The 24,482-nt window shown below is 42.7% G+C and carries 23 protein-coding genes; 4 read left to right on the forward strand and 19 right to left on the reverse strand.

Translation table 11 applies throughout. The annotated features are described in order from the left end of the window. Nucleotides 1-151: 151 nt before the first annotated feature. From ACXYMT_RS12425 to ACXYMT_RS12465, 9 genes are all read right to left on the reverse strand, one after another. Nucleotides 152-1,126, reverse strand: a complete 975-nt coding sequence (locus ACXYMT_RS12425) for a Gfo/Idh/MocA family protein (protein ID WP_459059421.1) — start codon at nt 1,124-1,126, stop codon at nt 152-154. Beyond that, nucleotides 1,123-2,823 carry a sodium:solute symporter family transporter gene (locus ACXYMT_RS12430; RefSeq protein WP_459059422.1) on the reverse strand — a complete coding sequence of 567 codons (1,701 nt, stop codon included), beginning with the start codon at nt 2,821-2,823 and terminating at the stop codon, nt 1,123-1,125. The genes ACXYMT_RS12425 and ACXYMT_RS12430 overlap by 4 nt, the downstream gene beginning before the upstream one ends. Before the next feature lie 108 nt (nt 2,824-2,931). Continuing rightward, complete coding sequence (locus ACXYMT_RS12435; protein WP_459059423.1) at nt 2,932-5,460, reverse strand: PIG-L family deacetylase; 2,529 nt, start codon at nt 5,458-5,460, stop codon at nt 2,932-2,934. A gap of 54 nt (nt 5,461-5,514) precedes the next feature. Then, complete coding sequence (locus ACXYMT_RS12440) at nt 5,515-6,054, reverse strand: mechanosensitive ion channel domain-containing protein (RefSeq protein ID WP_459059424.1); 540 nt, start codon at nt 6,052-6,054, stop codon at nt 5,515-5,517. A gap of 63 nt (nt 6,055-6,117) precedes the next feature. Continuing rightward, a complete protein-coding gene (locus tag ACXYMT_RS12445) occupies nt 6,118-6,705 on the reverse strand; it encodes a Maf-like protein (RefSeq protein WP_459059425.1) in 588 nt (195 codons plus the stop codon). Between the two features lie 2 nt (nt 6,706-6,707). After that, nucleotides 6,708-7,619 (reverse strand): geranylgeranylglycerol-phosphate geranylgeranyltransferase, encoded by a 912-nt coding sequence (locus tag ACXYMT_RS12450; protein WP_459059426.1) that lies wholly within the window; start codon nt 7,617-7,619, stop codon nt 6,708-6,710. A gap of 12 nt (nt 7,620-7,631) precedes the next feature. Then, entirely contained in the window at nt 7,632-7,958 is a 327-nt protein-coding gene (locus ACXYMT_RS12455; protein WP_459059427.1) for a DMT family transporter, read from the reverse strand. Then, complete coding sequence (locus ACXYMT_RS12460; protein WP_459059428.1) at nt 7,955-8,467, reverse strand: KdsC family phosphatase; 513 nt, start codon at nt 8,465-8,467, stop codon at nt 7,955-7,957. The genes ACXYMT_RS12455 and ACXYMT_RS12460 overlap by 4 nt, the downstream gene beginning before the upstream one ends. Next, nucleotides 8,451-9,218: a Rossmann-like and DUF2520 domain-containing protein gene (locus ACXYMT_RS12465; RefSeq protein WP_459059429.1), complete on the reverse strand. Its 768-nt coding sequence runs from the start codon at nt 9,216-9,218 to the stop codon at nt 8,451-8,453. Before ACXYMT_RS12465 ends, ACXYMT_RS12460 begins: the two co-directional genes overlap by 17 nt. Nucleotides 9,219-9,343: 125 nt before the next feature. Here ACXYMT_RS12465 and ACXYMT_RS12470 point away from each other — a divergent pair, with 125 nt between their 5' ends. Further along, nucleotides 9,344-12,553, forward strand: coding sequence for a cytochrome c biogenesis protein (locus tag ACXYMT_RS12470; RefSeq protein ID WP_459059430.1), 3,210 nt, complete (start codon nt 9,344-9,346; stop codon nt 12,551-12,553). A 36-nt stretch (nt 12,554-12,589) separates the two neighbouring features. On the opposite strand, the gene ACXYMT_RS12475 is transcribed toward ACXYMT_RS12470, so the two are convergent. The 8 genes from ACXYMT_RS12475 to gcvT form a co-directional block, all read right to left on the reverse strand. Continuing rightward, nucleotides 12,590-13,138 (reverse strand): transposase, encoded by a 549-nt coding sequence (locus ACXYMT_RS12475; protein ID WP_459059431.1) that lies wholly within the window; start codon nt 13,136-13,138, stop codon nt 12,590-12,592. Nucleotides 13,139-13,175: 37 nt separating this feature from the next. Continuing rightward, entirely contained in the window at nt 13,176-14,018 is an 843-nt protein-coding gene (locus tag ACXYMT_RS12480) for a pirin family protein (RefSeq protein WP_459059432.1), read from the reverse strand. An 87-nt stretch (nt 14,019-14,105) separates the two neighbouring features. Then, nucleotides 14,106-14,834, reverse strand: coding sequence for an NYN domain-containing protein (locus ACXYMT_RS12485; RefSeq protein WP_459059433.1), 729 nt, complete (start codon nt 14,832-14,834; stop codon nt 14,106-14,108). Nucleotides 14,835-14,966: 132 nt separating this feature from the next. Then, the gene (locus tag ACXYMT_RS12490) at nt 14,967-15,854 is read right to left on the reverse strand and encodes a cation diffusion facilitator family transporter (RefSeq protein ID WP_459059434.1); all 888 of its coding nucleotides are present in this window, start codon (nt 15,852-15,854) and stop codon (nt 14,967-14,969) included. Between the two features lie 43 nt (nt 15,855-15,897). Next, complete coding sequence (locus ACXYMT_RS12495) at nt 15,898-16,626, reverse strand: YebC/PmpR family DNA-binding transcriptional regulator (protein WP_459059435.1); 729 nt, start codon at nt 16,624-16,626, stop codon at nt 15,898-15,900. Nucleotides 16,627-16,683: 57 nt separating this feature from the next. Continuing rightward, entirely contained in the window at nt 16,684-16,974 is a 291-nt protein-coding gene (locus tag ACXYMT_RS12500) for a 4a-hydroxytetrahydrobiopterin dehydratase (RefSeq protein WP_459059436.1), read from the reverse strand. Between the two features lie 72 nt (nt 16,975-17,046). Beyond that, complete coding sequence (locus tag ACXYMT_RS12505) at nt 17,047-17,865, reverse strand: sugar nucleotide-binding protein (protein ID WP_459059437.1); 819 nt, start codon at nt 17,863-17,865, stop codon at nt 17,047-17,049. Between the two features lie 3 nt (nt 17,866-17,868). Continuing rightward, nucleotides 17,869-18,951: a glycine cleavage system aminomethyltransferase GcvT gene (gene gcvT, locus ACXYMT_RS12510; protein ID WP_459059438.1), complete on the reverse strand. Its 1,083-nt coding sequence runs from the start codon at nt 18,949-18,951 to the stop codon at nt 17,869-17,871. A 144-nt stretch (nt 18,952-19,095) separates the two neighbouring features. Here gcvT and ACXYMT_RS12515 point away from each other — a divergent pair, with 144 nt between their 5' ends. Further along, nucleotides 19,096-20,628: an NAD(P)H-hydrate dehydratase gene (locus tag ACXYMT_RS12515; protein WP_459059439.1), complete on the forward strand. Its 1,533-nt coding sequence runs from the start codon at nt 19,096-19,098 to the stop codon at nt 20,626-20,628. Further along, nucleotides 20,625-22,130 carry a histidine ammonia-lyase gene (hutH, locus tag ACXYMT_RS12520; protein WP_459059440.1) on the forward strand — a complete coding sequence of 502 codons (1,506 nt, stop codon included), beginning with the start codon at nt 20,625-20,627 and terminating at the stop codon, nt 22,128-22,130. Before ACXYMT_RS12515 ends, hutH begins: the two co-directional genes overlap by 4 nt. On the opposite strand, the gene ACXYMT_RS12525 is transcribed toward hutH, so the two are convergent. Both ACXYMT_RS12525 and fumC read right to left on the reverse strand, forming a co-directional pair. Continuing rightward, nucleotides 22,100-22,501 carry a hypothetical protein gene (locus tag ACXYMT_RS12525; protein ID WP_459059441.1) on the reverse strand — a complete coding sequence of 134 codons (402 nt, stop codon included), beginning with the start codon at nt 22,499-22,501 and terminating at the stop codon, nt 22,100-22,102. The two genes, hutH and ACXYMT_RS12525, sit on opposite strands and share 31 nt — an antisense overlap. A gap of 135 nt (nt 22,502-22,636) precedes the next feature. After that, entirely contained in the window at nt 22,637-24,034 is a 1,398-nt protein-coding gene (gene fumC / locus ACXYMT_RS12530; protein ID WP_459059442.1) for a class II fumarate hydratase, read from the reverse strand. Nucleotides 24,035-24,227: 193 nt separating this feature from the next. On the opposite strand from fumC, the gene ACXYMT_RS12535 reads away from it, so the two are divergent. Beyond that, entirely contained in the window at nt 24,228-24,401 is a 174-nt protein-coding gene (locus ACXYMT_RS12535; protein WP_228913349.1) for a hypothetical protein, read from the forward strand. Nucleotides 24,402-24,482: the final 81 nt, after the last annotated feature.

Here is a 24,482-nt window from a genome sequence, read left to right on the forward strand (position 1 = left end):
TCTGGTTTGAGGATTTGATGTGTAATTATGGAATAGTGAAATCTGAGCTTTAGCTCCCGTATGGCAGATCTTTGTAAGGATCATTAATAGCCCATGGCTTCAGCCAGAGGTTCCTTAGTTCCTCCCAGGGGCTTTAGCCCGAATTTTTGCGTTAGTACTCCAGCTTAATTTCTTTCCTTATCTGGTCAAGCAAAGAGATGAGTTGCACGCTCTTTTCAAAGCTCATCACATCACTCTCTATTCTGCCTTTCCGTAACATGTCATTTACGTGCCGGGCCTCATATTCATAACCATAGGAAGCCACATCGAAACTTTTTGTTTCAGCTCCCTGGGGAGTAGTTATTGTTACAGTTGCAGGTTCGTGCCACCTGGAACTTATCTTAATAATGGCTTTGTCTAGTTCAAATTCTGCAACCGTCGGGGTTTTTTTAATGATGGTGCTGTGCAACTCAGCTGTCACGCCGTGTTGATAGGAAAAAACCACATCACAGACTTCATCAACTTTAGTTTTACCCAGCTGAGCTTTGGCTTCGATCTTTTCGGGAATCCCGAGGCTGTGAAGTGCAAGAAAGACCGGGTAGATGCCTATATCCAAAAGGCTGCCACCCCCGAGCCTTTTCAAAAATAGTCTTCCGGTTTCAATGAATGGAGCGTTAAATCCGAAGTCGGCAGTAAGTGTTTTGATCTTGCCGTATTTTCCCGAATTAACTATATCAATAACATATTTAATGTGGGGCAGGAACGGCGTCCACATAGCTTCCATCAGGAAAACCTGCTTCTCCCTGGCAGTGGAGATCATTTCTTCTACCTGTTGGCGATTAATGGCAAATGGTTTTTCACAAAGCACTGCTTTCTCATTTTTCAGGCAGAGTAAGGTGTGCTCATAATGAAAAACATGAGGGGTAGCAATATAAACCACATCTAATTCTTCATCCTGCAGCATCTCTTCATAAGATCCATAAGCCTTTGTTGCTCCATTTTCCTTTGCGAAAAATTCAGCTCTTTCAAAACTTCGGCTGGCCACGGCGTAAAGTTCGGCATCCTTAACTTCCTTTAGACTGGTAGCAAATTTTCCGGCTATCTTACCGGGACCTATAATTCCCCATTTAATTTTTTCAGCTTTCATTCTTCAATGACTTTTGGAGAATTCTTCGGAAGGAAACTTTGCAGGACTACGGCGATGGCAATGACCAGGAGACAACCTGCCAGGTTCAGCCACAGGTAAGGCATCACATCCTGAAAGTAAAGGACAAAAATAATGGCCTGTGTTATCAATGCAGCAATGAAAGTGGCATTACTTTTTACATAGGTAATAAAGAACGCGAGTAAGAATATCCCCAGCACGTTTCCGTAGAAGAGGGATCCAATTATGTTTACCAACTGAATGAGATTATCAAAAAGATCGGCTATACTGGCTACGGCTATGGCGATAAGTCCCCAGATCAACGTAAACCATTTCGACATACGCACATAATGCTCCTGACTCTTCTCGCCTACATTCCTCTTGTAAAGGTCGATCATGGTGGTCGATGCCAGCGCATTTAATTCTGATGCCGTGGAAGACATAGCGGCCGAGAGGATAACAGCTAAGAGAAGACCTATAAGTCCCCGCGGAAGATTGTTCAGGATAAAGTGGATGAATACATAATCCTTGTCATTGGTCTCGACAAGCGGATTTGCCCTGCTAATAAGTTCTGTTGCCTCCTGCCGCACCTGAATTTCAGATTCATTCAGCTGAATCAATTCATTTTTGAATGTGTCCCGATCTCCTTCCTGAAACTTTCCGGCATTAGCATACTGAAGCGTTTTCTGCTGTTTTTGATCCTGAATTTGCTCAAGTTCTGATTGTAGCTGATTATATTCAGAAGAAAGTTCAGAATTCGCGACGGCATTTGTGGCCGCCGGATTAAAATTAAGCGGGGAGTAATTGAACTGATAGAAAACAAAAACCATCACCCCAACCAGCAGAATGAAGAACTGCATAGGAACTTTTAAGAGTCCGTTGAAGATCAACCCCAGCTGACTCTGCCTTACAGATTTCCCTGAAAGATAGCGTTGCACCTGGCTTTGGTCTGTTCCAAAATAGGAGAGGGCTAAAAAGGTGCCGCCAATCATTCCGCTCCAGAAAGTATAGCGGTTATCAAGATCAAAGGAAAAGTCGAGAATATCGAGTTTACCGCTGGCACCGGCAATTTCCAGGGCTTTGGAGAATGTTATCTCTTCCGGCAGGTATTGAATGATAAGAATTAGAGCCACCACCATTCCGAAGAAAATGACTGCCATTTGCTGTTTTTGAGTGACATTCACAGCCTTAGTTCCACCGGAAACCGTGTAGATAGTGACCAGAATTCCGATGATAATATTAAGAGTGGTGAGATTCCAGCCCAAAACTGCAGAAAGAATAATAGCCGGCGCAAAAATGGTAATTCCCGCAGCCAATCCCCGTTGCACCAGGAAGAGAAAAGCTGTTAAAGTCCGCGTCTTTAGATCGAACCGGGATTCAAGATATTCGTAGGCTGTGTAGACTTCGAGTCGGTAATAGATCGGGATGAACACCATGCATATAATAATCATCGCGATGGGCAGACCGAAATAGAATTGAACAAATCCCATCCCGTCGTGAAAAGCCTGTCCCGGAGTAGAAAGAAAAGTGATTGCACTTGCCTGCGTGGCCATAACCGAGAGGCCTACAGTCCACCACCTTGCTTCGTTTCCACCGCGAATATAATCCTGGACATTTTTACTGCCGCGGGTCTTGTAGACGCCATAAGTAACAATAAAAATAAGAGTGCCGGCTAAAATGATCCAGTCAATAAGCTGCATATCAGGAGAAGGTTGTCATTAGGATGTAAAACAGAAATATATAAACTGCATTTGCAATAAGCACTGCGGTGTAGGCTTTTTTCCACTGATATTTTTTAGGTGCTTCCATTAATTTGCAGAATTTTTACCAGCAGATTTTGAGGTGATATTTTCTTCCAGCGAGATCATGTTGGCAAACAATCTAAAAGCTCCCGGTACTCCTGCAGGAAATTCCCTGAAAAAGCTAAGACCGGTATAAATGAAATTTCCTTTGCCGTAGGGAGCCACTAAAAGACTTCCCTTCTTTGGAGTTTCTCCTTTATCATTCATCGCCAGAATTGGAGTGAATTCCTTTGCCCATTTATCCGGAAAGTAAAGGCCTCTTTCCTGAACCCAACCTTCAAAATCCTCTGAAGTTATTTTATTGGGGGAGTTGAGGATCGGGTGGTTTGGCGCCAAAAATGTCACTTTAGCATTCTCATCGGTTACCCTGTCTCTGGAAAGTTCCAGTTCATAGGGAGCAAGTTCATCTGTGACCAATCCGCGGCTGGTATTGTATTGAAGGATGAGGTTTCCGCCCTGCTTTACGTATTCAAACAAAGCCGGCTGCCTGTAGCGCAGTTCCTCAACAGTATTATAAGCCCGGGTTCCTACAACCACAGCATCATACTTTTCCAGAGAGCCAGCTGAAATTGCTTTGGGCTTAAGAATTTCCACATTGTATCCAATTTGTTCCAATGCCTGTGGCACCACATCTCCAGCTCCCGGAATATAGCCGATCAATTTTCCCCTTTTCTGGATATCCAGTTTCACCAGCTGAGTCTTGTTTGGAAGCACCAAAGTTTGCAGAGGTATGTGGGGATAATCCATTTGCAATATCGATTTGGAATATTCTTTTCCCTCCACAACTGCTACCGGATTAAAAGCCGATTTTTTCTGAACTGCGGGAGGCTGAACATTAAAATTGAAAGTGACTTCTTCTCCTTTTTGTAGAGGCCCAAAAATGTGATTTTCAGGAGTTATTTTCCAACCCGGTAAGCTCCCCGGCTTAAGGATTCCTGAAATGCCATTTTTCATTGCCTTTACAGTTACAGGGATGGTTCCTGGAGCACCGTTGGCAAATACCATCACCTCTGTACCGGCTGTGACTGAAATCGCCGGAACTACCTCAAATGGCCGGTAAGATTCTCCGGTGACGGGATCGTTGAATTTATAAGTGATATTTCTTTGAAAAGGAATATTTACATCATTGATCCTTACCACAAATTCTGCTTTGAGGTCCCGCGGAGTTTCAGGTAATCCAACTAAGTCATTATTCTCCACTTTGTACATTCCCAGGCTGCCTTCTTCATTCAGCCAGTAAGGACTCGTAAAATTGACATTTTCGGGAACAATGAAATCCACTCTTTCGAGTGAGGTTTTGTTATTGGCAAGAGATAGGTTGATAGGGATCTCTCTTGCTCCGGGATGAAGCTTTATGGAGATCAGCTGCGTTGGAACCTCACTTCTGTTGATAGCTTCAATATTCAGCTTTACTTCTTCTCCGGGAGTGGCGAGAGAAGTATTAGCCACAGCTTCCAAATAGAGCCCGAGAGAAGCCGCAATAATATCTTTTATCTGATTGGATTTTACTTCTTTCCAGTGCCGGTCTTCCAGCTGCTGAATGAGTTGATATGCTTTTCCAAGTTCGGGCACACTGGCAGCCGGGTCTTGAAAATTAAAGTTCTGCTCGACTTTCTTCAGTATTTCTCCGATCTCTTTTCCACCTTTTAAGCGGCTCCAGCCGGTATTGATGCCATGGAAAACGTCATTGTTGTTCTTTGGGTGATCTCCTTTTAGGAGCTCAATATATTCCGCAGCACTGCCGCGGGTTCCGGTGCTGCCAAAGCCTTGCGACTGGTGCTGGCTGCGGCTTAAAGAAGCGATCTCTGTATTGGATAATCCTTTCAGCGGAAAATATACTCCGGTGTCAAAAGTGAGAAAATGAGACTTGTCTGCTGCATCAAATTCCTCCTGGGATCCATAAAACCAGGGAGAGGTGTTGAAAAATAGCTTTTTTGGCTGCCATGTTCCCAGCTCCTCAGCTTGTTGAGGATATGCCGAACTTTTTCCTGCAAGATCAAAAGCACGGCTGCTTAGGATTGCGGAAGAAGTGTGGTGTCCATGAGTTTCACCCGCCGAATTAGCATCAAAACGATTGATGATCACATCGGGTTTAAAAGATCTTATTGCCCGAACCACATCCTTAAGTACTTCCTCCTCATTCCAGATGCTAAGAGTTTCCTCAGGATTTTTACTGTAGCCAAAGTCATTGGCGCGGGTGAAGAATTGTTCTCCCCCATCGATTTTTCGGGCGGCAAGTAGTTCCTGGGTTCTAATGACTCCCAGCAACTCCCTTAATTGCGGACCGATTAGGTTTTGTCCTCCATCTCCCCTTGTAAGCGAAAGATAGGCAGTGCGTGCGTCGAGTTCATTGCTAAAGTAGGAGATAAGCCGGGTGTTCTCATCATCGGGATGCGCAGCAACATAAAGCACTGAACCAAGAAAATTGAGCTTTTCAATTTCAGAATAAATTTCTGAAGAGCTCCATTTTTCAGGTTTTTGAGCCTGTACTGTGGAGGTGAAGATTAAAAGAACGAGGGCAAAAAGCTTCCGCATAGGATTTTCTTTTGATAAGCTATCAAATATAACAAGTTTCCGCAGCAATCTGATTTAGAGAGCATCTTTCCCTTCATCGGCTTGATATTCTCTCTCTATAAGAGATACAGCTTTTTGAAGAATAAGATTATTAGGATAAGTAATTAATTCGCCTTCAAGAGTGCGTAGGTGTAGATGAAACGCTTTAATATCTTCTATCACGGCCTCAATGGGCATATCTTTATCATGGATCGTAATTCTACTGCCAATCTTATAAGGGAACGAAAAGAAAAGAATGATCCCGGCCGTGATGTTGCTCAAAATGGACCAGATCGCAAACATCGCCACTCCAATAATGGCAAAGAGAGAGGAAAATATCAGCGCGATCTCCTGCGCATTGTAACCCCAGGTAAGCGAAAGCAGGAAAATAGCGATAATGGTCACCAGGATGTTGATATACTTGAACATGAGCCTGGTGCGGGTAATATGGATCTCACTGCGATGACCAACCCTATGGGCTGCTTTTTTCATGATGAACTGCAGGATCCACAGTGCCAAAAGAATCGCTACTGTTGAAATGATCTCAGTACGATTGAGAAAAAACAAATCTAACATTCCTGAAAATGAATTTTGGTAAATATACTTTATAGGATTAGGATAGCTGGATCAAAACCGAATTTATTCGGCCATCTCCCGCAGGGTTTGATACACGAGATGAGTGGGAAGGCCAACTACATTAAAATAGCTTCCCTCTAAATGCTCCACACCAATTAAGCCTATCCATTCCTGAATTCCGTAAGCTCCTGCTTTGTCAAAGGGCCTGAAGTTGTCAATGTAGAATTTCATCTCATCCTCTTCCAGGTGGCTGAAGGTAACTCTTGTGATCGCATGAACAGTACGTACCTTTTCAGAAGTCTTAAAACAAACCGACGTGATCACTTCATGAGTTTTTCCGCTAAGGGCTTTGATCATTTCCAGAGCTTGTGCAGGGTCTTGTGGTTTTTCGAGGGCTTTGCCTGCGTGCCATACAATAGTATCGCTGGTCACCAGAATGTCATTTGTCTTAAGCTCCCCGTCAAAAGCTGCAGCCTTAAGTTCAGCTAAATAATTAGTGATCTCGACATCTTTTAATTCTGAAGGATATTTCTCTTCGACCGGTTTCAGTCTTATCTCAAAATCCAGTCCCAGATCCCTGAAGAACTGTTGACGGCGGGGAGAACCCGATGCCAGTATAATAGTGTAATCTTTTAATTTTTCCTGTAGCATATCTATATCAAAACAAATCTGTAAAGGCCAATGGATAATATCCCTGCGGCCAGAATTAATTTAAGTACCAGGCTTAGGTGATGAAAATCTTTCTTGTTCTCGGCTACTGTTATTTTTACCTGGAAATACAGCAATGGCCCTATGACCAATAAAAGAACATATAACATGGCAGCCCGGCTCTCATAAAGGTAAGTATATAAATAATAAAGAACACTCATGAGAGGCAGAAGCGCAAGAGCGAAAATGACATAATTAGTTCTGCTTCTGCCGAGAAGCACAGGCAGCGTTTGATAACCGGCATTATAATCACCGGTAATATCTTCCTGGTCTTTTACTATTTCCCGGAGGAAATTCACCAGAAAAGCAAAGATCGCGTAGTCGATCAATATCGAAAAAATCACTTTTTGAGTGGTGAGGTTTTCAGGTGTTATAGCAGGAACAAGATCGAATATTCCAACCATCACAATGATCATGGCAACCATGATACTTACCACCAGGTTGCCAACGAGTATGGTTCCTTTGATCTGGGTGGCATAAAAATATAAAAAGGCCGAAGGGATAATGAACAAAGCCACAAATGAAGGTTTACCCACAAGGTTGCTCAAGTAAAAGCCTATTCCCACTCCAATTATATTAAGTACCATGAACCAGTTCCATGCTGCCTTTTCTGAAATTTTGGTGCCTATAAGCAGTTTCTGCGGTTTATTAATTCTATCGGCGGCAGTATCGTGCAGGTCATTGATAATATTACCGGCCGCGGCCAGGCAGATCATTGATAGCACAAGCAGTGAAAAACTTAGATCATCCAGTACGGTATCAATTCCGAAGGGTTCGAACAGGAAGTACTTCACCAGCACCTGTGTGAAAATGATCATCAGGAGATTCGGAAATCTAATAAGTCTCAAAAAAGGCATTTTTGACATGGCTTAAGCTGAAACAAATTTAAGTCCGATGATAGAAGCGATAAGGGTAAAGAGAAAGAATAAACGCCAGAAGTGTACAGGTTCTTTAAAGACAAAGATCCCGATCAATACGGTCCCAAAGGCACCGATTCCCGTCCAAACTGCATAGGCAGTGCCTATAGGCAGATTCTGGGTTACTTTATAGAGGAGGGACATGCTAATGCTAAGGCACACGAAAAAACCCACCATCCACCAGATGGCAGCGCTACCGGTAGTTTCCCGGGCTTTGCCAAGGCAGGTGGCGAAACCTACTTCAAAGAGGCCGGCGATAATGAGGAGGAGCCAATTCATTTATGGTCATCCCATTTGCCCTGAACCTTCAAAACCTGCTCGATCACATCCCGAACACATCCTTTTCCTCCCTTTTTGTGAGAGACATAGCGGGAAATTTCTTTGATCTCCGGCACGGCATCTTGTGGACAACAAGGAAGTCCAACTTTCTTCATGGCATAAAGATCGGGGAGATCGTCACCCATATAAAGCACTTCTTCTGGCTTGATATCGTAGATGTCAAAAAATTCTTCCATTTGCTCCACTTTATCTGGACAACCCAGGTAAATATCTGTAATTCCCAGGCCTTTGAGTCGGGCGCGGACGCCTTCATTTTTTCCGCCGGAGATCACACAGATCGTGTAATCTTTTTCCCTGGCATATTTCATGGCGTACCCATCCTTGATGTTCATGGTGCGCAGCAGTTCGCCGTTGGTGCTAATTTGGATGGAGCCGTCTGTAAGGACGCCGTCTACGTCAAAAATGAAAGTTGTTATTTGGGTAAGGAATTCTTTATAGCTTTTTTCCATGAAAGGTTTGAATTGCTGAAGTTAGTATGTTATAGATCTCCCGGTTTTCTTCTGAAGCTTCCAGGAGTTTTAAATGAGCATCAATAGTGGAACGGTCGTTTCTTATGGCCGGGCCTGTTTGAACCTCGGCAGGGGAGGCGTGTTGGACTTTGTTGGCAGTTTCTGAAATCAAGGGTTTCAAAATCTCGAATGGAATTTCGCTTTTTTGACAGATCTGTTCTCCCACGGCATAAAGGTGGTTCACAAAATTGCAGACAAAAACTGCTGAAAGATGTAGTTTCTTTCTTTGTTCTGAAGAGATCTCATAGTTGTTTCCGGAGATCTTTTCCGCCAGTTTCTTGAGTAATTCCAGGTCTTGTGAAGTGTTTGCTTCCAGGCAGAAAGGGATGGTGCAATAATTCACTTCCCTGTCTTTTGAAAAAGTCTGTAGCGGATAAAATACTCCTCTCCGGGAGCAATTGTCCAGGGCATTTATAGAAACAGAACCCGAGGTGTGAACTACCAGTCCGTCCTGATGTTTTAGCTCTTCAGCAACTTCAGGAATGACATCATCTTTGAGTGCCAGCAGGTAAACATCAGCGGCAGCAAGTTCCAAAATGTCTGTGGTCACTTCTGTCTTACTTCTGAAGAAATCCAGGGAATTTTCTGAATGATTGTAGACTTGTTTGACCCGGATGCCTTCCGCAGCCGAAAGCGCTTTAAAAAGATGTGTGGCGACATTACCCGAACCCAAAAGTACGATCTCGATCATGCGGCTAAATTACCAAAATTCTTTTACTCCTTTGGCTGCTCATTTTGGCCTGAATTGTGGTATTAATAAAATCTTAATTCCTTATAAATTCATTACTTTTGCAGCATTTTAAAAGCAAGCCCTCAATGCAGAAAAAAATAGCTTCTATCATATTTTCCACCCGCCTCATGGCTTTTCTTTTCATCGTGTTTGCCGTGGCACTGGGATTGGGAACCTTTATTGAAAACTGGTACAGTACAGAAACAGCCAAAGTTTGGATATACAATGCACTCTGGTTTGAGGTGATCATGGCTTTTTTCGTGCTGAATTTTGCAGGAAATATTGTGCGGTTCCGACTTCACAAAAAAGAAAAGTGGTCTTCTTTACTGCTGCATCTTTCTTTCATTTTTATACTCGTTGGAGCCTTCGTGACCCGTTACATAAGTTATGAAGGAATGATGCCAATTAGAGAAGGAGCGACCGAAAATACTTTCCTCTCAGAAAAGACATTTTTGACCACCTTTATTGATGGCGAGATTGATGGAGAGCCGCGAAGAAGGGTAGTGGAAAACGAGGTGCTTTTGGCACCCGGAGCTTCCAATGAATTTTCTTTTAATACAGATTATAACGGGCAGCCGGTAAAACTGGAGATCCTTGATTACATACATGGCGCCGAGGAAGGCCTGGTAGAAGATCCTGAAGGGGAGAATTACCTAAAGATCGTTGAAGCCGGTGGAGGCGACAGGCATGATCACTATCTCAAGGAAGGAGAGGTGACCAATATCCACAACGTGCTTTTTGCTTTTAATAAATATACAGATGGAGCCATTAACATCACTCTTGAAAATGGCGAATACACCATCTCTTCACCTTTTGAAGGGACCTATATGCGCATGGCCGATCAACTGCAGGGGCAGGTAGAGGCCGACTCTGTGCAAACTCTATTATTGCGTTCGCTTTACAACATGGCGGGAATGCAGTTTGTGCTGCCAGATCCTGTAATAAGAGGAAAATATGATATAATTCCTACTGAAGAAAAGACAGAAGGCCAGCAGGATGCAGCAGTGGTGCGGGTCACTACTGCAGGAGAATCTGAAACGGTGAAGCTATTAGGGGGAAAAGGCCGACTTACAGATCCTGTTAAGCTTAACCTGGGCGGTCTTGAGTTCTATGTGAGGTATGGTTCAAAAGAATATGAACTTCCCTTCTCAATAAAACTGAATGATTTTATCGCCGAAAAATATCCCGGTACAGAAAAAAGTTACTCTTCTTTTAAAAGTAAGGTGACCGTGATCGATGAGGAGGAAACCTTTGACTATGAGATCTTCATGAATCACGTATTGGATTATGAAGGTTACCGATTCTTTCAGGCGTCTTTTGATCCCGATGAAAAAGGAACAGTTCTTTCGGTTAATCACGATTATTGGGGCACCTGGATCACTTATATAGGTTATACGCTGCTGTACATTGGTCTAATGTGGATACTCTTTGCGAAAGGTTCCCGCTTTGGAGAATTAAAATTGATGCTCGAAAAAGTGAAGAAAAAGAAAGCTAAACTTACGGCTATTCTACTGGTGCTATTTTCTACAACTGCAGGCTTTGCGCAGGAAGATGCACATGAGCATGAGAATTCTATAAGCATTCCAAAGGCGAGGATCGACTCGATCATTAAAGCTAATGTAGTTTCTGAAGAGCATGCTGCTCAATTTGGTCGTTTGGTAGTACAGGATGCCGGTGGAAGGATGAAGCCGGTGAACACCTATTCTTCCGAATTACTCCGGAAGCTCAGTAAGAGTGCAGAGTATGAAGGATTGACATCAGATCAGGTGATGATCTCCCTTACCGAAAATCCCACTATGTGGTATAATGTTCCGGTGATCAATGTGAAGAAAGACAATGACAGTATTCGCCATATCTTAGGTGTGCCCGAAGATCAAAAATACCTGGCGCTAACAAGCTTTTTTGACAAGGAAGGAAATTATAAGCTTGCGCCTTACCTGGAGCGGGCGTATATGGCAGCAGTACCAGATCAGTTTGAAAAAGATTTCATTGAAACTGATAGAAGAGTTAATCTGTTGTACAATGCGCTGCAGGGAAAGATCCTTCGCATTTTTCCAATTCCGGGGCACGAAAATAACAAATGGGTGTCCTTTCCTGAAGCTGCAGAAGCAGGTTTTAAAGGAATGGATTCCGTTTATACAAGACAGATCCTGCCAATGTATTTTGGTGCATTGCGAACTGCAAAAGAGACCGGAGATTATACTCAGGCGAATGAGCTGTTGAGCAGTATTAGAGGTTTCCAAAATAAATTTGGAGCTGAGGTGATGCCTTCAGAAGAGAAGATAGAAACGGAGATCCTCTACAATAAGTACGACATTTTCAGGAATCTGTTTTCAATGTACATGCTGGCCGGGGTGGTCATGTTGATCTTTGTGATCTTCCAGATCTTTAAAGACTCGAAAGCTATTCGTACCCTGATTATAGTGAGTAAAGTGGCGATCATTATTTTCTTCATTTTACATACTGCAGGTCTTATTGCCCGCTGGTATATTTCAGGTCATGCTCCCTGGAGTGATGCCTATGAATCAATGATCTATGTGGCATGGGCTACCATGCTCTTCGGACTCCTCTTCGGAAGAAAAAGCGATATGACCATTGCTGCAACGGCATTTGTGACTTCAATGATCCTCATGATCGCACATTGGAACTGGATGGATCCATCAATTGCAAACCTGCAGCCGGTACTGGATTCCTACTGGTTGATGATCCACGTTTCGGTAATTGTAGGAAGCTACGGGCCATTCACGTTGGGAATGATCCTTGGAGCTGTAGCATTGCTGCTCATGATCTTCACAACTAAAAAGAACAAAAAGAAAATGGATCTCACGATTAAGGAGATCACAATAATCACCGAAATGGCTCTTACCATTGGTCTGGTAATGCTAACAATCGGAAACTTCCTTGGAGGACAGTGGGCCAATGAGAGCTGGGGACGCTACTGGGGCTGGGATCCAAAGGAGACCTGGGCGCTGGTAAGTATCATGGTGTATGCTTTTGTTATTCACATGCGCCTGGTGCCGGGGATGAGAAGCCGATGGCTGTTTAATTTCATGGCTATTGTTGCCTTTGCCAGCATCATGATGACCTATTTTGGAGTGAACTTCTATCTATCCGGTCTGCACTCTTATGCCAGCGGAGACAAGGTTATTACTCCGGATTTCGTCTACTATTCTGTTGTTGTTGTAGCTCTTCTGGGAGCTGTCTCATATTGGAGATTCACGAAATATTACAAGAAAGGCAACCGCAGTAGATTGACAGCAGATTATATTAATAAGAAGAAAAAGAAGAAGAATTAACTAAAAAAAACCTGCTGTTCAGCAGGTTTTTTTTAGTTAATTCTGGTCCCATTTCATTGGATTATTCCCGATGTAATTTTTTATTCGTTCATGCGATTCCCGGTTACGAATAATATGATCATGAAATCTGGGCTGCCAATGAAAATGTTCATTTATCTTTCTGCATTCAAAGGTTGATCGCCCTTTGAACCATCGTATGATTCGGGATAAATTGTCGTGCAACATGGGATTTTTATTTCCTGTAACCCCACCCGAATTCGTATTGATAATGGTAGAGATGCGATTAATCGCGTCTCTACCATCATTTTTATTAATAACAATAATCCCATGAATATGGTCGGGCATTATAACAAGTTCATCCAATGTGACGAATGGGAAATTTTCAGGAATCAATTGCCATAGGTCAAAAATAATGCGGCCAATATCTGACAATTTCATTTCCTTTTGTACAATTGAAATTGAACCGAAATGTGGTTTTCTTTCTGCCGTACAAATTGTTACGAAATAGGCTGCATCCCAAGAATAATCCCAATGCTGCAGCCTGGTTGTGGTAATGCGATATTTATTCCAAAACCTGTTAGTCATTGCCCAAGAATCGAAGCCTGATTAATATCTTAATCCTCTACTCAAATTTCCCCTGCTGGTAATCCTGATACGCCTGCTCGATCTCTTCCATAGTGTTCATGACGAAAGGTCCCTGGGCAACTACAGGTTCATTGAAAGGTTTTGCGTGACCAAAGAGAACAATGCTTTCAGAGAGGGCCTCAAGGCGTAGCTCTTCACTGTCGTTGTTGAATTCCACAAGATGTAGAGACTGGATTATTTCTCCATTGATCTTGATCTCACCCCCTATTACATAGCAAAGTATGTTGTGATCTTTAGGAACTGTGGTGCTGAAAACTCCTTCCGCTTTAATGAAAAGTGTACTTAGGTGAATTTCTGTGAGTGTTTCAAAAGCACCTTTAGTGCCATTAAGATCACCTGAAACTACCTGCGCAAATACTTTTTTATCGTCAAATGAAGCTACCGGAATTTCATCTTTTTGAAGCCCCTTATATGCGGGATCGGTCATCTTCAAATTTGCAGGTAGATTTACCCATAATTGCAGGATCTCCAGCGGCCCACCTTCTTTTTTGAATTTTTCAGAAGAAACTTCGGCATGGGTGAGACCTTTTCCGGCTGTCATCCATTGAACGCCACCACTTTCGATTACGCTGTTATTTCCGTCGGAATCTTTATGTGCAATATCCCCATCAAGAATAAAAGTCACAGTTTCCATTCCGCGGTGCGGGTGTGGCCCAAATGGCAAACCATTATTTCCCGGAGCATAGTTCTGCGGACCGTGGTGATTTAGGAACAGAAAAGGATCTATCATCCTTAATTGCCGGGTGGGCATAGGAGAATAGGTAATAAGATCGGCAATTGGCCGATACTCTGCTTTATAGGTACGCTTCACTGTTCTCATGCCTCTGGATTCAAAATTGAAGGTTAAAAATCAAAATTCTATATTAGCAGGGTCTAAAGATCGAGACTTTATTATTCTGCAAAATGATCATTCTTTATTTCTTACGTAGATCAATTTGTATTTTCCGCGGCCCTGATTTTCCCTGGATTCGATCTCAAATCTATCGATGGAATTTATCATGGGGGTTAATTTCTGAAATCCGTAATTACGGGAGTCAAAGTTAGGCTGCTTCTTTTGTAGCAAACTTCCTACGTCTCCAAGGAAAGCCCATCCGTCATCATCGGCAACATCAGAAATTGTTGAAGAAATGAGCTTAATTACCTTATTGGTGATCTTATCGTAGTCGCTTTTCTTCGTCTCCTTTTCTTTGCTGGACTCTTTAGACTGGTTCTTTAGGATCTCGATATAAATGAACCTGTCACAGGCTACAATAAATGGATCGGGAGTTTTCTTTTCTCCAATTCCAATGACATTCATTCCGGCTTCTCGCAATCTGGTTGCAAGTCGGGTGAAATCACTGTCGCTGGATACCAGGCAGAATCCGTCAACTTTCTGTGAGTACAGGATATCCATGGCATCGATGATCATGGCGGAATCGGTTGCATTTTTGCCTTGTGTATATCCATACTGCTGAATAGGGGTCACTGCGTTTTCCAGCAGCACATTCTTCCATTTTGCGAGATGGGGTTTAGTCCAGTCGCCGTAAATTCTTTTAATCGTAGGGTTGCCGTATTTGGCTATTTCTTCCATCATTTCCTTAACATAGGCTGAAGGAATATTGTCGCCGTCAATTAGGACAGCTAATCTAACATCCATTTAATTCTAATTTCTTGATTATTTTATAAAGATAGGCAATTGAAAACGTCCACTGCAGTTGAGCTAAGGGATTAATAAATTTTTAGGAAAGGCTAAGGCTTGTAAGAAGATAGGTGTCAAAAATGACATTTTTCAGACGTGTTGCGGATTGTGTGGCTCAATGTGGATAAGAATATCAGCTATTTCGGGCATTTCATTGAGAAGACGGTCTTTTAGGTTGTGAGCGATCTCATGCCCTTTATTTACTGAAAGTGTTCCATCTACAATCACGTGTAGATCTACATGAAAGGTCATGCCTGTTTTCCTGATAAAACATTTTTCAGTTTCAATGACGCCTTTTTCTTTTTTAGAAACCTTTCTTATCTCCTCGACCATATCCTCATAGAGGTGTTCGTCCATAATTTCTCCCAAGGCAGGCCGCAGGATCAAATATGCGTTGTAAAGAATAAAACCTGAAGCGAAAAGTGCAGCCCAATCATCGGCTGTTTCGTATCCTTTGCCCATGAAGAGGGCGATGGAAATTCCAATAAAAGCCATGAGCGAAGTAATGGCATCGCTGCGATGGTGCCAGGCATCTGCTTTTAAGGAGCTGCTTTTGGTCTCGTCACTTTTCTTATTGATGAATCTGTAAAAGATCTCTTTTGTGGCTATAATAGCTGCGAGCACTATGAGCGTGTATGGCTTGGGAACTTTATGCGGAGTCTGAATATTATCGATACTTTCCATCACAATAATAGTGGCCGAAACTACTAAAAATCCAACCACAGCAAAGGTGATGAGCGGCTCTACACGGCCATGGCCATAAGGATGATTATCATCGGCAGGACGGGCAGAATACTTAAGCCCGAATAGCACCAGGAGACTGGCAAAAACATCTGTTGTGGATTCAATAGCATCTGCGATTAGTGCATAAGAATTTCCGAAGAAACCGGTCACGCCCTTTATAATAGCCAACACAGCATTGCCGGCAATGCTGTAGTAGGAGGCTTTAATGGCCTGGCGATGAGATTCGGTTTCCATAAATATTTAGAAGCTAAAAGGCCGGTTCTTCACCGGCCTTAATCTATTCTTCCTCTTCCGTGGACTCTTCCATGGTGTGATATACATGCTGTACATCATCGTCCTCTTCCAGCTTTTCCAGAAGCTTTTCAACATCGGCAGCTTCTTCGGGAGATAATTGTTTTGTTACCTGCGGAATGTACTCAAATCCGGAGGAAATAATTTCAATATTACGGCTTTCCAGTTCCTTCTGGATTCCTCCAAAAGCTTCAAAAGGCGCATAAATGATGATTCCGTCTTCATCTTCAAATACTTCTTCGGCACCAAAATCAATAAGTTCCAGTTCCAATTCCTCAGCATCTAATCCGTCTTTAGCTATCCTGAAATTACATGTGTGATCGAACATGAATTCAACAGAGCCGGAAGTACCAAGGTTTCCGTCGCATTTGTTAAAATATGACCTTACGTTGGCAACGGTACGGTTATTATTATCTGTAGCTGTTTCTACCAGCACAGCGATACCGTGCGGAGCATAACCTTCAAAAAGTACAACCTTATAATCGCCCTGGCTTTTATCTGAAGCGCGTTTTATTGCCCGTTCAATATTGTCTTTGGGCATGTTGACACTCTTGGCATTCTGAATCACCGCCCGCAACCTGGAGTTGGTGTCAGGGTCTGGTCCGCCTTCCTTGACAGCCATTACAATGTCTTTCCCAATACGAGTGAAAGCCTTGGCCATAGCAGACCATCGCTTCATTTTGCGCGCTTTCCTGAATTCAAATGCTCTTCCCATTTCCTAGTATTAGTTGAGGCGTAAAAATAGGAAAAATCATCAATCCCCTAAAAAAGATTATTCGCCGGCATCCACTATATTTTCAATGCTTTGGGCGAGTTTGAAATCCTTCTCTGTCACCCCGCCGGCATCATGTGTAGAGAGCGAAATCTGCAATTCACTATAAACGTTCGTCCAGTTTGGGTGGTGTTGTTGAGCTTCAGCTTCAAAAGCTATCCTCACCATCACCGAAAAACATTCTTTAAAGTTCTCAAATTGGAAAGAGGTGTGAATTGCATCATCTTTAAATTCCCATCCTTCAAGATCATCCAGTCTTCGGTTGATCTCATATTGATCCATTATTTCCATAATTTTCGGGTTTTGTTTTAAAGTTAAACATGAAATTACAGGGGTAGGGGGTAATTAGTAGAAGATTAACAATCAGGAAACCAGGGTGCTCGATACTACTTCCTGGATCGAGATCTGTAAATTTTTTGGGAGTAAATTATCTTTGGGGATCACAGCCAGAAAGCGGTCAAAGTTGGAGTCGTAAACGTTCTTAAGCAAGGGGTTTTTTTCTCCCAATATCTCACATATCTCCGCTATTAGGTCGTTATGGTGAATTAGATCATTGCTGCCAAGGTGAAATACGCCTTGCCGGTTCCGGTTTATGATGTAGTGAAGTTGCTGGGTGACCCGGGTCTCATAAGTGGCATTTACAACCACATTAGAGAAGACCTCTATTGCTTCATGTTCCTTAAGCTGCCTTTTGATCTCTTGCACCCTTGGGGAATTTGCACCAAAGACCATGGGTAATCTCGCTATAACATACTTGTTGTTAGGGAGTCGCAGGAGAGCATTTTCGATCTTTATCTTAAACCTGCCGTAGACACTTTGGGAGAGTGTCTTGTCGTATTCATAAGAAGGATAATTGGTGAAGGCATCAAAAACATTGGCCGAAGAAATAAAAACAAGCTTCGTATTCTTATTTTTCTGCAGGTAATCGATGATCTCAAAATGCGCATGGACCTGGGCTAGAAAATCTCCCCGAAGGGCAGAAATGATCACGTTAGGCCGCAGGTTTTCCAGAAGAATACTTATGCTTTCCCTTTCAACATCAAACTGGTGGAACTTTTGATTTTTTCCAAAAGAAGCATTTTCTGTATGGTAGGTGGCATGCGTATCAAAATAGGGGTAAAGCTCTTTATACAGGGCATTCCCGATAAAGCCGCTTCCCCCTAAGATCAATATTTTTTTCAAAAACTATTCTTTATAAAATGGCATTTTTACCACTGTAGCAGGAAGAGCTTTTTTGCGTATCTGAATATTAATTTTACTTCCCGGTGTGGCATACTCTACAGGAACATAGCCCATTCCAATTCCTTTTTCCAGAGAGGGAGACATAGTTCCTGAAGTTACATTGCCAATAACCTTGCCATTATCATCTACAATCTCATAACCCTGGCGGGGAATTCCGCGCTCATCAAGTTCAAAACCTATGAGCTTTCGCTTTGGTCCATTTTCTTTTTGCTCTTTAAGTGCTTCAGAATTTACAAAGTCTTTAGTGAATTTGGTGATCCAACCGAGTCCTGCTTCAATTGGAGAAGTAGTGTCATCGATGTCATTTCCGTAAAGGCAGAATCCCATTTCAAGGCGAAGGGTATCTCTAGCAGCAAGGCCAATAGGTTTGATACCGTAATCTGCACCAGCTTCAAATACCTGGTCCCACACGCGCTGAGCATCTTCGCTCTTCACATAGATCTCGAATCCTCCACTTCCAGTATAACCGGTTGCCGATATGATGACATTTTCCACGCCGGCAAATGGAGCTACTTTGAATGTATAGAATTTAATTTCTGAAAGGTTGACATCAGTAAGAGACTGCATAGCTTCGGCGGCCTTGGGTCCCTGGATGGCCAGTAATGAATATTCATCAGAAAGGTCGCGCATTGTTGCATCCATGGTATTATGCTGGGATATCCAGTTCCAATCCTTCTCGATATTAGAAGCATTTACCACCAATAGATATTTCTCTTCATTGAAACGATAGATGATAAGGTCATCCACAATTCCACCTTCATTATTTGGCATGCAGCTGTACTGTGCCTTTCCGTCTGTAAGTTTTGATGCATCATTAGAGCTTATCTTCTGGATCAAATCCAGGGCATGTTTTCCCGTTATAAGGAATTCCCCCATGTGAGACACATCAAAGACACCAACCGCCTTTCTTACGGTCTCGTGTTCAATATTTACACCTTCATAGGACACAGGCATGTTATAACCTGCAAAAGGTACCATTTTGGCACCAAGTTCTTTATGAGTAGAGCTAAGGGCAGTATTCTTCATTTTTAAAATAAAATTTTGCGCAAATTTATTAATTTCAGAAAGGAATAAGGATTTAATGGATAAATTTTCAACAGAAATAAGTCCGGCAAAGGTTCGGGCCGCAGGAAATTCTATATTTGTACTAGTTTTCAAAAGCACCACCCTATGAAGATCCTTAGCGCCAAACAGATCAAGGAGGCAGATAAGCTTACCATAGAAAAGCAGGAGGTCTCTTCCACCGAACTTATGGAAAGGGCAGCTACTAAGGTCTTTGATGAGATCCACAAGCGCCTGCAGGGAGCGCCCATTCCTGTAAAGATCTTTTGCGGAATAGGAAATAATGGAGGAGACGGCCTGGTGGTAGGAAGGCAGTTGATCGATGCAGGTTATGATGTCACCATCTTCATTGTAAATTACAGTGATCAGCGATCACAGGATTTTCTTATAAACTATGACCGGGTGAAGAACCGGACCAAAAAATGGCCTGTCCTTCTAAAAGCTGAAGACGAGTTTCCTGAGATCAAGATTGGAGATTTCGTTGTCGATGCCATTTTTGGAGTGGGATTGAATAGATCTTTACCCAATTGGGTTGCAGGTTTGGTTAGGCATATAAATGCATCGGGTGCATTTGTACTGTCAATAGATATGCCTTCAGGACTAATGGCCGATGCCGCTGTTGAGGATCGTGAGTCTATTATCAGGGCCAGCTACACTATAACTTTTCAGGTGCCAAAAATGTCATTTTACCTGCCCGATACCGCTCCTTTCGTAGGAGATCTGCAGATCCTGGATATTGGTCTTGATCCGGAGTTTATAGAGGGGGCTAGGGCGGTAGCCGAATTAATTTACAAACCTGAAGCCCGTGCACTTTACACTCCCCGACAAAGATTTACCCACAAAGGGAATTATGGACATGCTTTGATCCTTGGCGGGAGCTATGGTAAGATTGGAAGTGTATGTCTCACAGCTACTTCGGCCATGCGTGCCGGTGCAGGATTGGTTACTATCTATGCACCGAAGTGCGGCTACGAAATTCTTCAAACAGCCTTACCCGAAGCCATGGTGCTCACAGACCCTCACAAAGAGATACTAACCAACATCGAGTTCGATCTTGAGCCCGATGTGATAGGCTTTGGAGTAGGAGTGGGGACTAAGGAGGAAACTATAGAAGCCTTTAGACAGCTGCTTAAAAAAATTAAAAAACCAATGGTCATCGATGCCGATGGTCTCAATATACTTTCCAAAAAGAATGAATTGCTCAAACTTATTCCAGAAGGAAGTGTTCTTACCCCTCATCCTAAAGAATTGGAAAGATTGATTGGCTCCTGGAAAGATGATTTTGAAAAACTGGAAAAAGTAAGATCCTTTACTAAAGAATATAAGTTGATCGTGCTTATCAAAGGCACATACACCTTTGTTGTTACTCCAAATGATCTTTTCGTCAACACCACCGGAAACCCCGGCATGGCAACTGCAGGAAGCGGTGATGTTCTTACGGGAGTAATTACAGCATTTATAGGCCAGGGGTACGAACCTTTGCGAGCTGCAGTGCTGGGAACATATTTGCACGGAAAGGCCGGAGATATTGCTGCAGAGAAATTCAGTTTTGAAGGAGTGGTAGCCGGCGACATTGCAAAAAATACAGGAGCTGCCATTTTTGACCTTTTTGAAACCAAAGAAATTAACAATTCCCAATGAGAGATTGTCACTATATAAGTTCTTCTGTTCTTGATATTGAAGAGATAAGGGAGATCATAGAAAATAAAAAAAGCCTGGCCTTAAGCGAGGAAGCGACATATAATATTGAAAAGGCGAGGAAGTATCTCGATGATAAGATGAAGGAGAATAAAACTCCTATCTACGGGATCAATACCGGATTTGGGTCCTTATGCAACGTAAAAATATCTTCTGAAAACTTAACTAAGCTTCAGGAAAACCTGGTAATGTCCCACGCCTGTGGCACAGGTGAAAAAGTTTCCAAACCAATTATAAGATTGATGCTCCTGCTCAAGATACAGTCTTTGAGCTACGGGCACTCAGGAGTTTCTCTGGAAACGGTGAACAGGTTGATCGATTTTTACAACGAAGACATTCTCCCTGTGGTGTATTCCCAGGGATCATTAGGGGCTTCGGGAGATCTTGCGCCCTTGGCTCATTTGTCGCTTCCTTTGATCGGTAAAGGTGAGGTTTATCATAATGGTAAGCTGATCTCTTCGGGGGAGATGCTAAAGGAGTTTGGTTGGAACCCCATTAATCTTCAATCTAAAGAGGGGTTGGCGCTACTTAATGGAACCCAATTTATGAGCGCTCATGGAGTTCATGCTCTTCTACGGGCTAGCAGACTATCAATGTGGGCCGATATAATTGGCGCCTTATCTGTTGATGCTTTCGATTGCAATACTTCTCCTTTTGATGAGTTGGTGCATCTTGTAAGGCCGCACCGAGGACAGATCAAGACCGCTGAAAGGATTAGAAAAATACTAGCCGGTAGTGAGATCGCAAAGCAGGTAAAACAAAATGTGCAGGATCCATATTCCTTCAGGTGTATCCCGCAGGTTCATGGAGCGAGCAAGGATACTCTCGATTTCGTGTATAAATGTTTTAAGACAGAGATCAATTCGGTCACAGATAATCCGAACATTTTCGTGGATGCCGATAAGGTAATTTCCGGAGGGAACTTTCACGGGCAACCACTGGCTTTATCACTGGATTATCTTGCTATTGCTATGGCTGAGTTAGGAAATATTTCAGAAAGGAGGATCTATCAACTGGTTTCGGGATTGAGAGGCCCCGCCTTTTTAGTAGATGCCCCGGGTTTGAACAGTGGCTTTATGATCCCGCAGTATACAGCAGCAAGTATTGTTAGCCAGAACAAACAGCTGTGTAGTCCTGCGAGTGTAGATTCAATTGTGTCATCAAATGGACAGGAAGATCACGTGAGTATGGGGGCTAATGCTGCTACAAAAGCGGTAAAGGTGGTGGAAAATGTTTCCACGATATTGGCTATAGAACTCTATAACGCCTCACAGGCGCTATCCTATCGGGGGCAGTACAAGACCTCTCCTATGCTTCAGAAACTAATCGCTGAATTCCGCAAAGAGGTGCCTCTGGTGAAGGAGGATGTGGTTATGGCACCATTCATTCAAAAATCAAAAAAATTCCTTGAAACTTACTCGCTTAAGGAATTTGCTTTTGAATAGCGGCCTATCTGCTCATTCATCCAGTCTATAGCATCCTCGAGGGTGCTAAAGATGCCGAAGGAATTCTTGTTGGTATAGAATTGCTGTTCCAGGCGGGCAGTTTCCCGCACCAGTTTGTTTTCTGAAACAATTGCAATGGCTTTAAGCTGTGGATGTTCTGCAGATTCACGGTAAACCATAGGGTTTACTGCATATGAATTGATCCTGTGGGAAATGTACCCGAAGAATTCTTCACCAAAATTATTGCAGCCTATTTCTAAGATCTCTCTATTGGTCTCCACGTCAAGTAAAGCGCCTTCATCCATCTCATTCACGAGAATTCTGTCATGCACCCAGATGACTCCGCAGTCCAGTTGAACTTTCTTTTTCATTATCTGTAGGGGATATGGCTGCGAAATTATGTTTTTTATTTGACATACAAAGAAAGCATAAGACGCTAAATACAAAAAATAAAAGGTCTCCAAAATATCATTTTTGGAGACCTTTTTAGTAAGAGGTTAAGCTGTTTATTTTAATCCTCCCACCATGTCCTTTGGTTTTACCCATTCATCAAATTCTTGGGCAGTAACGTAGCCAAGGTTCACAGCCTCTTCTTTTAGAGTAGTTCCATTTTGATGTGCTGTATTGGCGATCTCTGCCGCTTTGTAATATCCAATTTTTGTATTGAGAGCTGTTACGAGCATTAGGGAATTGTTCAATAACTCCTGTATACGGGGTTTATTAGGTTCAATTCCAACGGCGCAATGTTCATCAAAAGAAGCGCAGGCATCTCCCAACAGCTGTGCGCTTTGAAGAATGTTTGCTGCCATCACCGGTTTGAACACGTTGAGTTCGAATTGTCCCTGCATTCCTCCTACGTTAATGGTGACATCATTACCAATCACCTGTGCGCAAACCATGGTTAGGGCCTCTACCTGGGTAGGATTCACCTTACCCGGCATAATTGAAGATCCTGGTTCATTGGCAGGGATCAGGATCTCACCAATTCCACTTCTTGGACCCGAAGCCAACATACGCACGTCATTGGCAATTTTGTTTAGCGATACTGCAAGAGTCTTTAAAGCCCCGCTAGTTTCCACAAAAGCATCGTGAGCGGCAAGAGCTTCAAATTTATTAGGTGCCGAAATGAAAGGCATTTCGGTGAATTTAGCTATGAATTCGGCTACGCGTTTGGAGTAACCCTTTGGGGTATTTAATCCTGTTCCAACAGCTGTTCCTCCCAGTGCCAGTTCAGAAAGGTGAGGCAAGGTATTTTCTAAGGCATTGAGGCCGTGGTCCAGCTGAGAAACATAGCCGCTAAACTCCTGCCCAAGGGTGAGGGGAGTGGCATCCATGAAGTGGGTGCGACCTATCTTTACCACATCCTTAAATTGATCTGACTTCTTTTTTAAGGTATTTCGGAGTTGTTTCACTCCCGGAATGGTTACTTCTACAATTTTCTTATATACCGCAATATGCATTCCTGTAGGGAAGGTATCATTTGAAGATTGAGATTTATTCACATCATCGTTGGGAGAAAGTACTTTTTCTCCTTCTCCAATTGTTCTTCCTGCCAATTGCTGGGCGCGATTAGCGATCACCTCGTTGAGGTTCATATTACTTTGGGTTCCACTTCCTGTTTGCCATATCACCAGTGGAAATTGATCGTCATGCTTCCCTTCCAGGATCTCATCACAAACTTGTGCGATAAGATCTCTTTTATCTACTGAAAGTACACCGAGTTCGCAGTTCGTAAAAGCGGCTGCTTTTTTAAGATATGCAAAGCCGTAGACGATCTCCAAAGGCATGGAACCCGGAGCACCAATTCTAAAGTTATTCCTGGAGCGTTCAGTCTGGGCTCCCCATAGTTTATCTGAGGGGACTTTTACCTCCCCCATGGTATCTTTTTCGATTCTATAGTCCATGATGTAAAATGATTTACTACAAATTTACATTTTCGCTAAAATCTATACACCCCAAAAAGGAACAAAATTGGGCTTTTCCCAGAATTATTTAAGAAGAGTGGTTGGTTTGACAGTTGGTAAAAAATAAATAAAAACTGTTGCGATAACTTCCTAGAGTTTCTATCTTTGGCAAAGATTCAATAAAATAGGAAACATGTTTGAATTTGATCAATATCTGGGCTTTTTAGCTTTCCTTATAATTCTGCTTATCGGATTTTGGGTAATGTTATTCTTAACTGCCATAATCCCTTACTGGATCGGTGGTGCAGTAAAAGAGATGCTTGACGAAAGGAAGGAAAAGAAACGCCTCGAAAGAGAAAAAGCTTAAAAAAGGACATTTGTCCTTTTTTTTTGGCAAATATTGAAATTCTTTGAAACTATAAATAAAAGAAGCCGTCGATCGACGGCT

Source organism: Salinimicrobium sp. CAU 1759 (assembly GCF_054482715.1).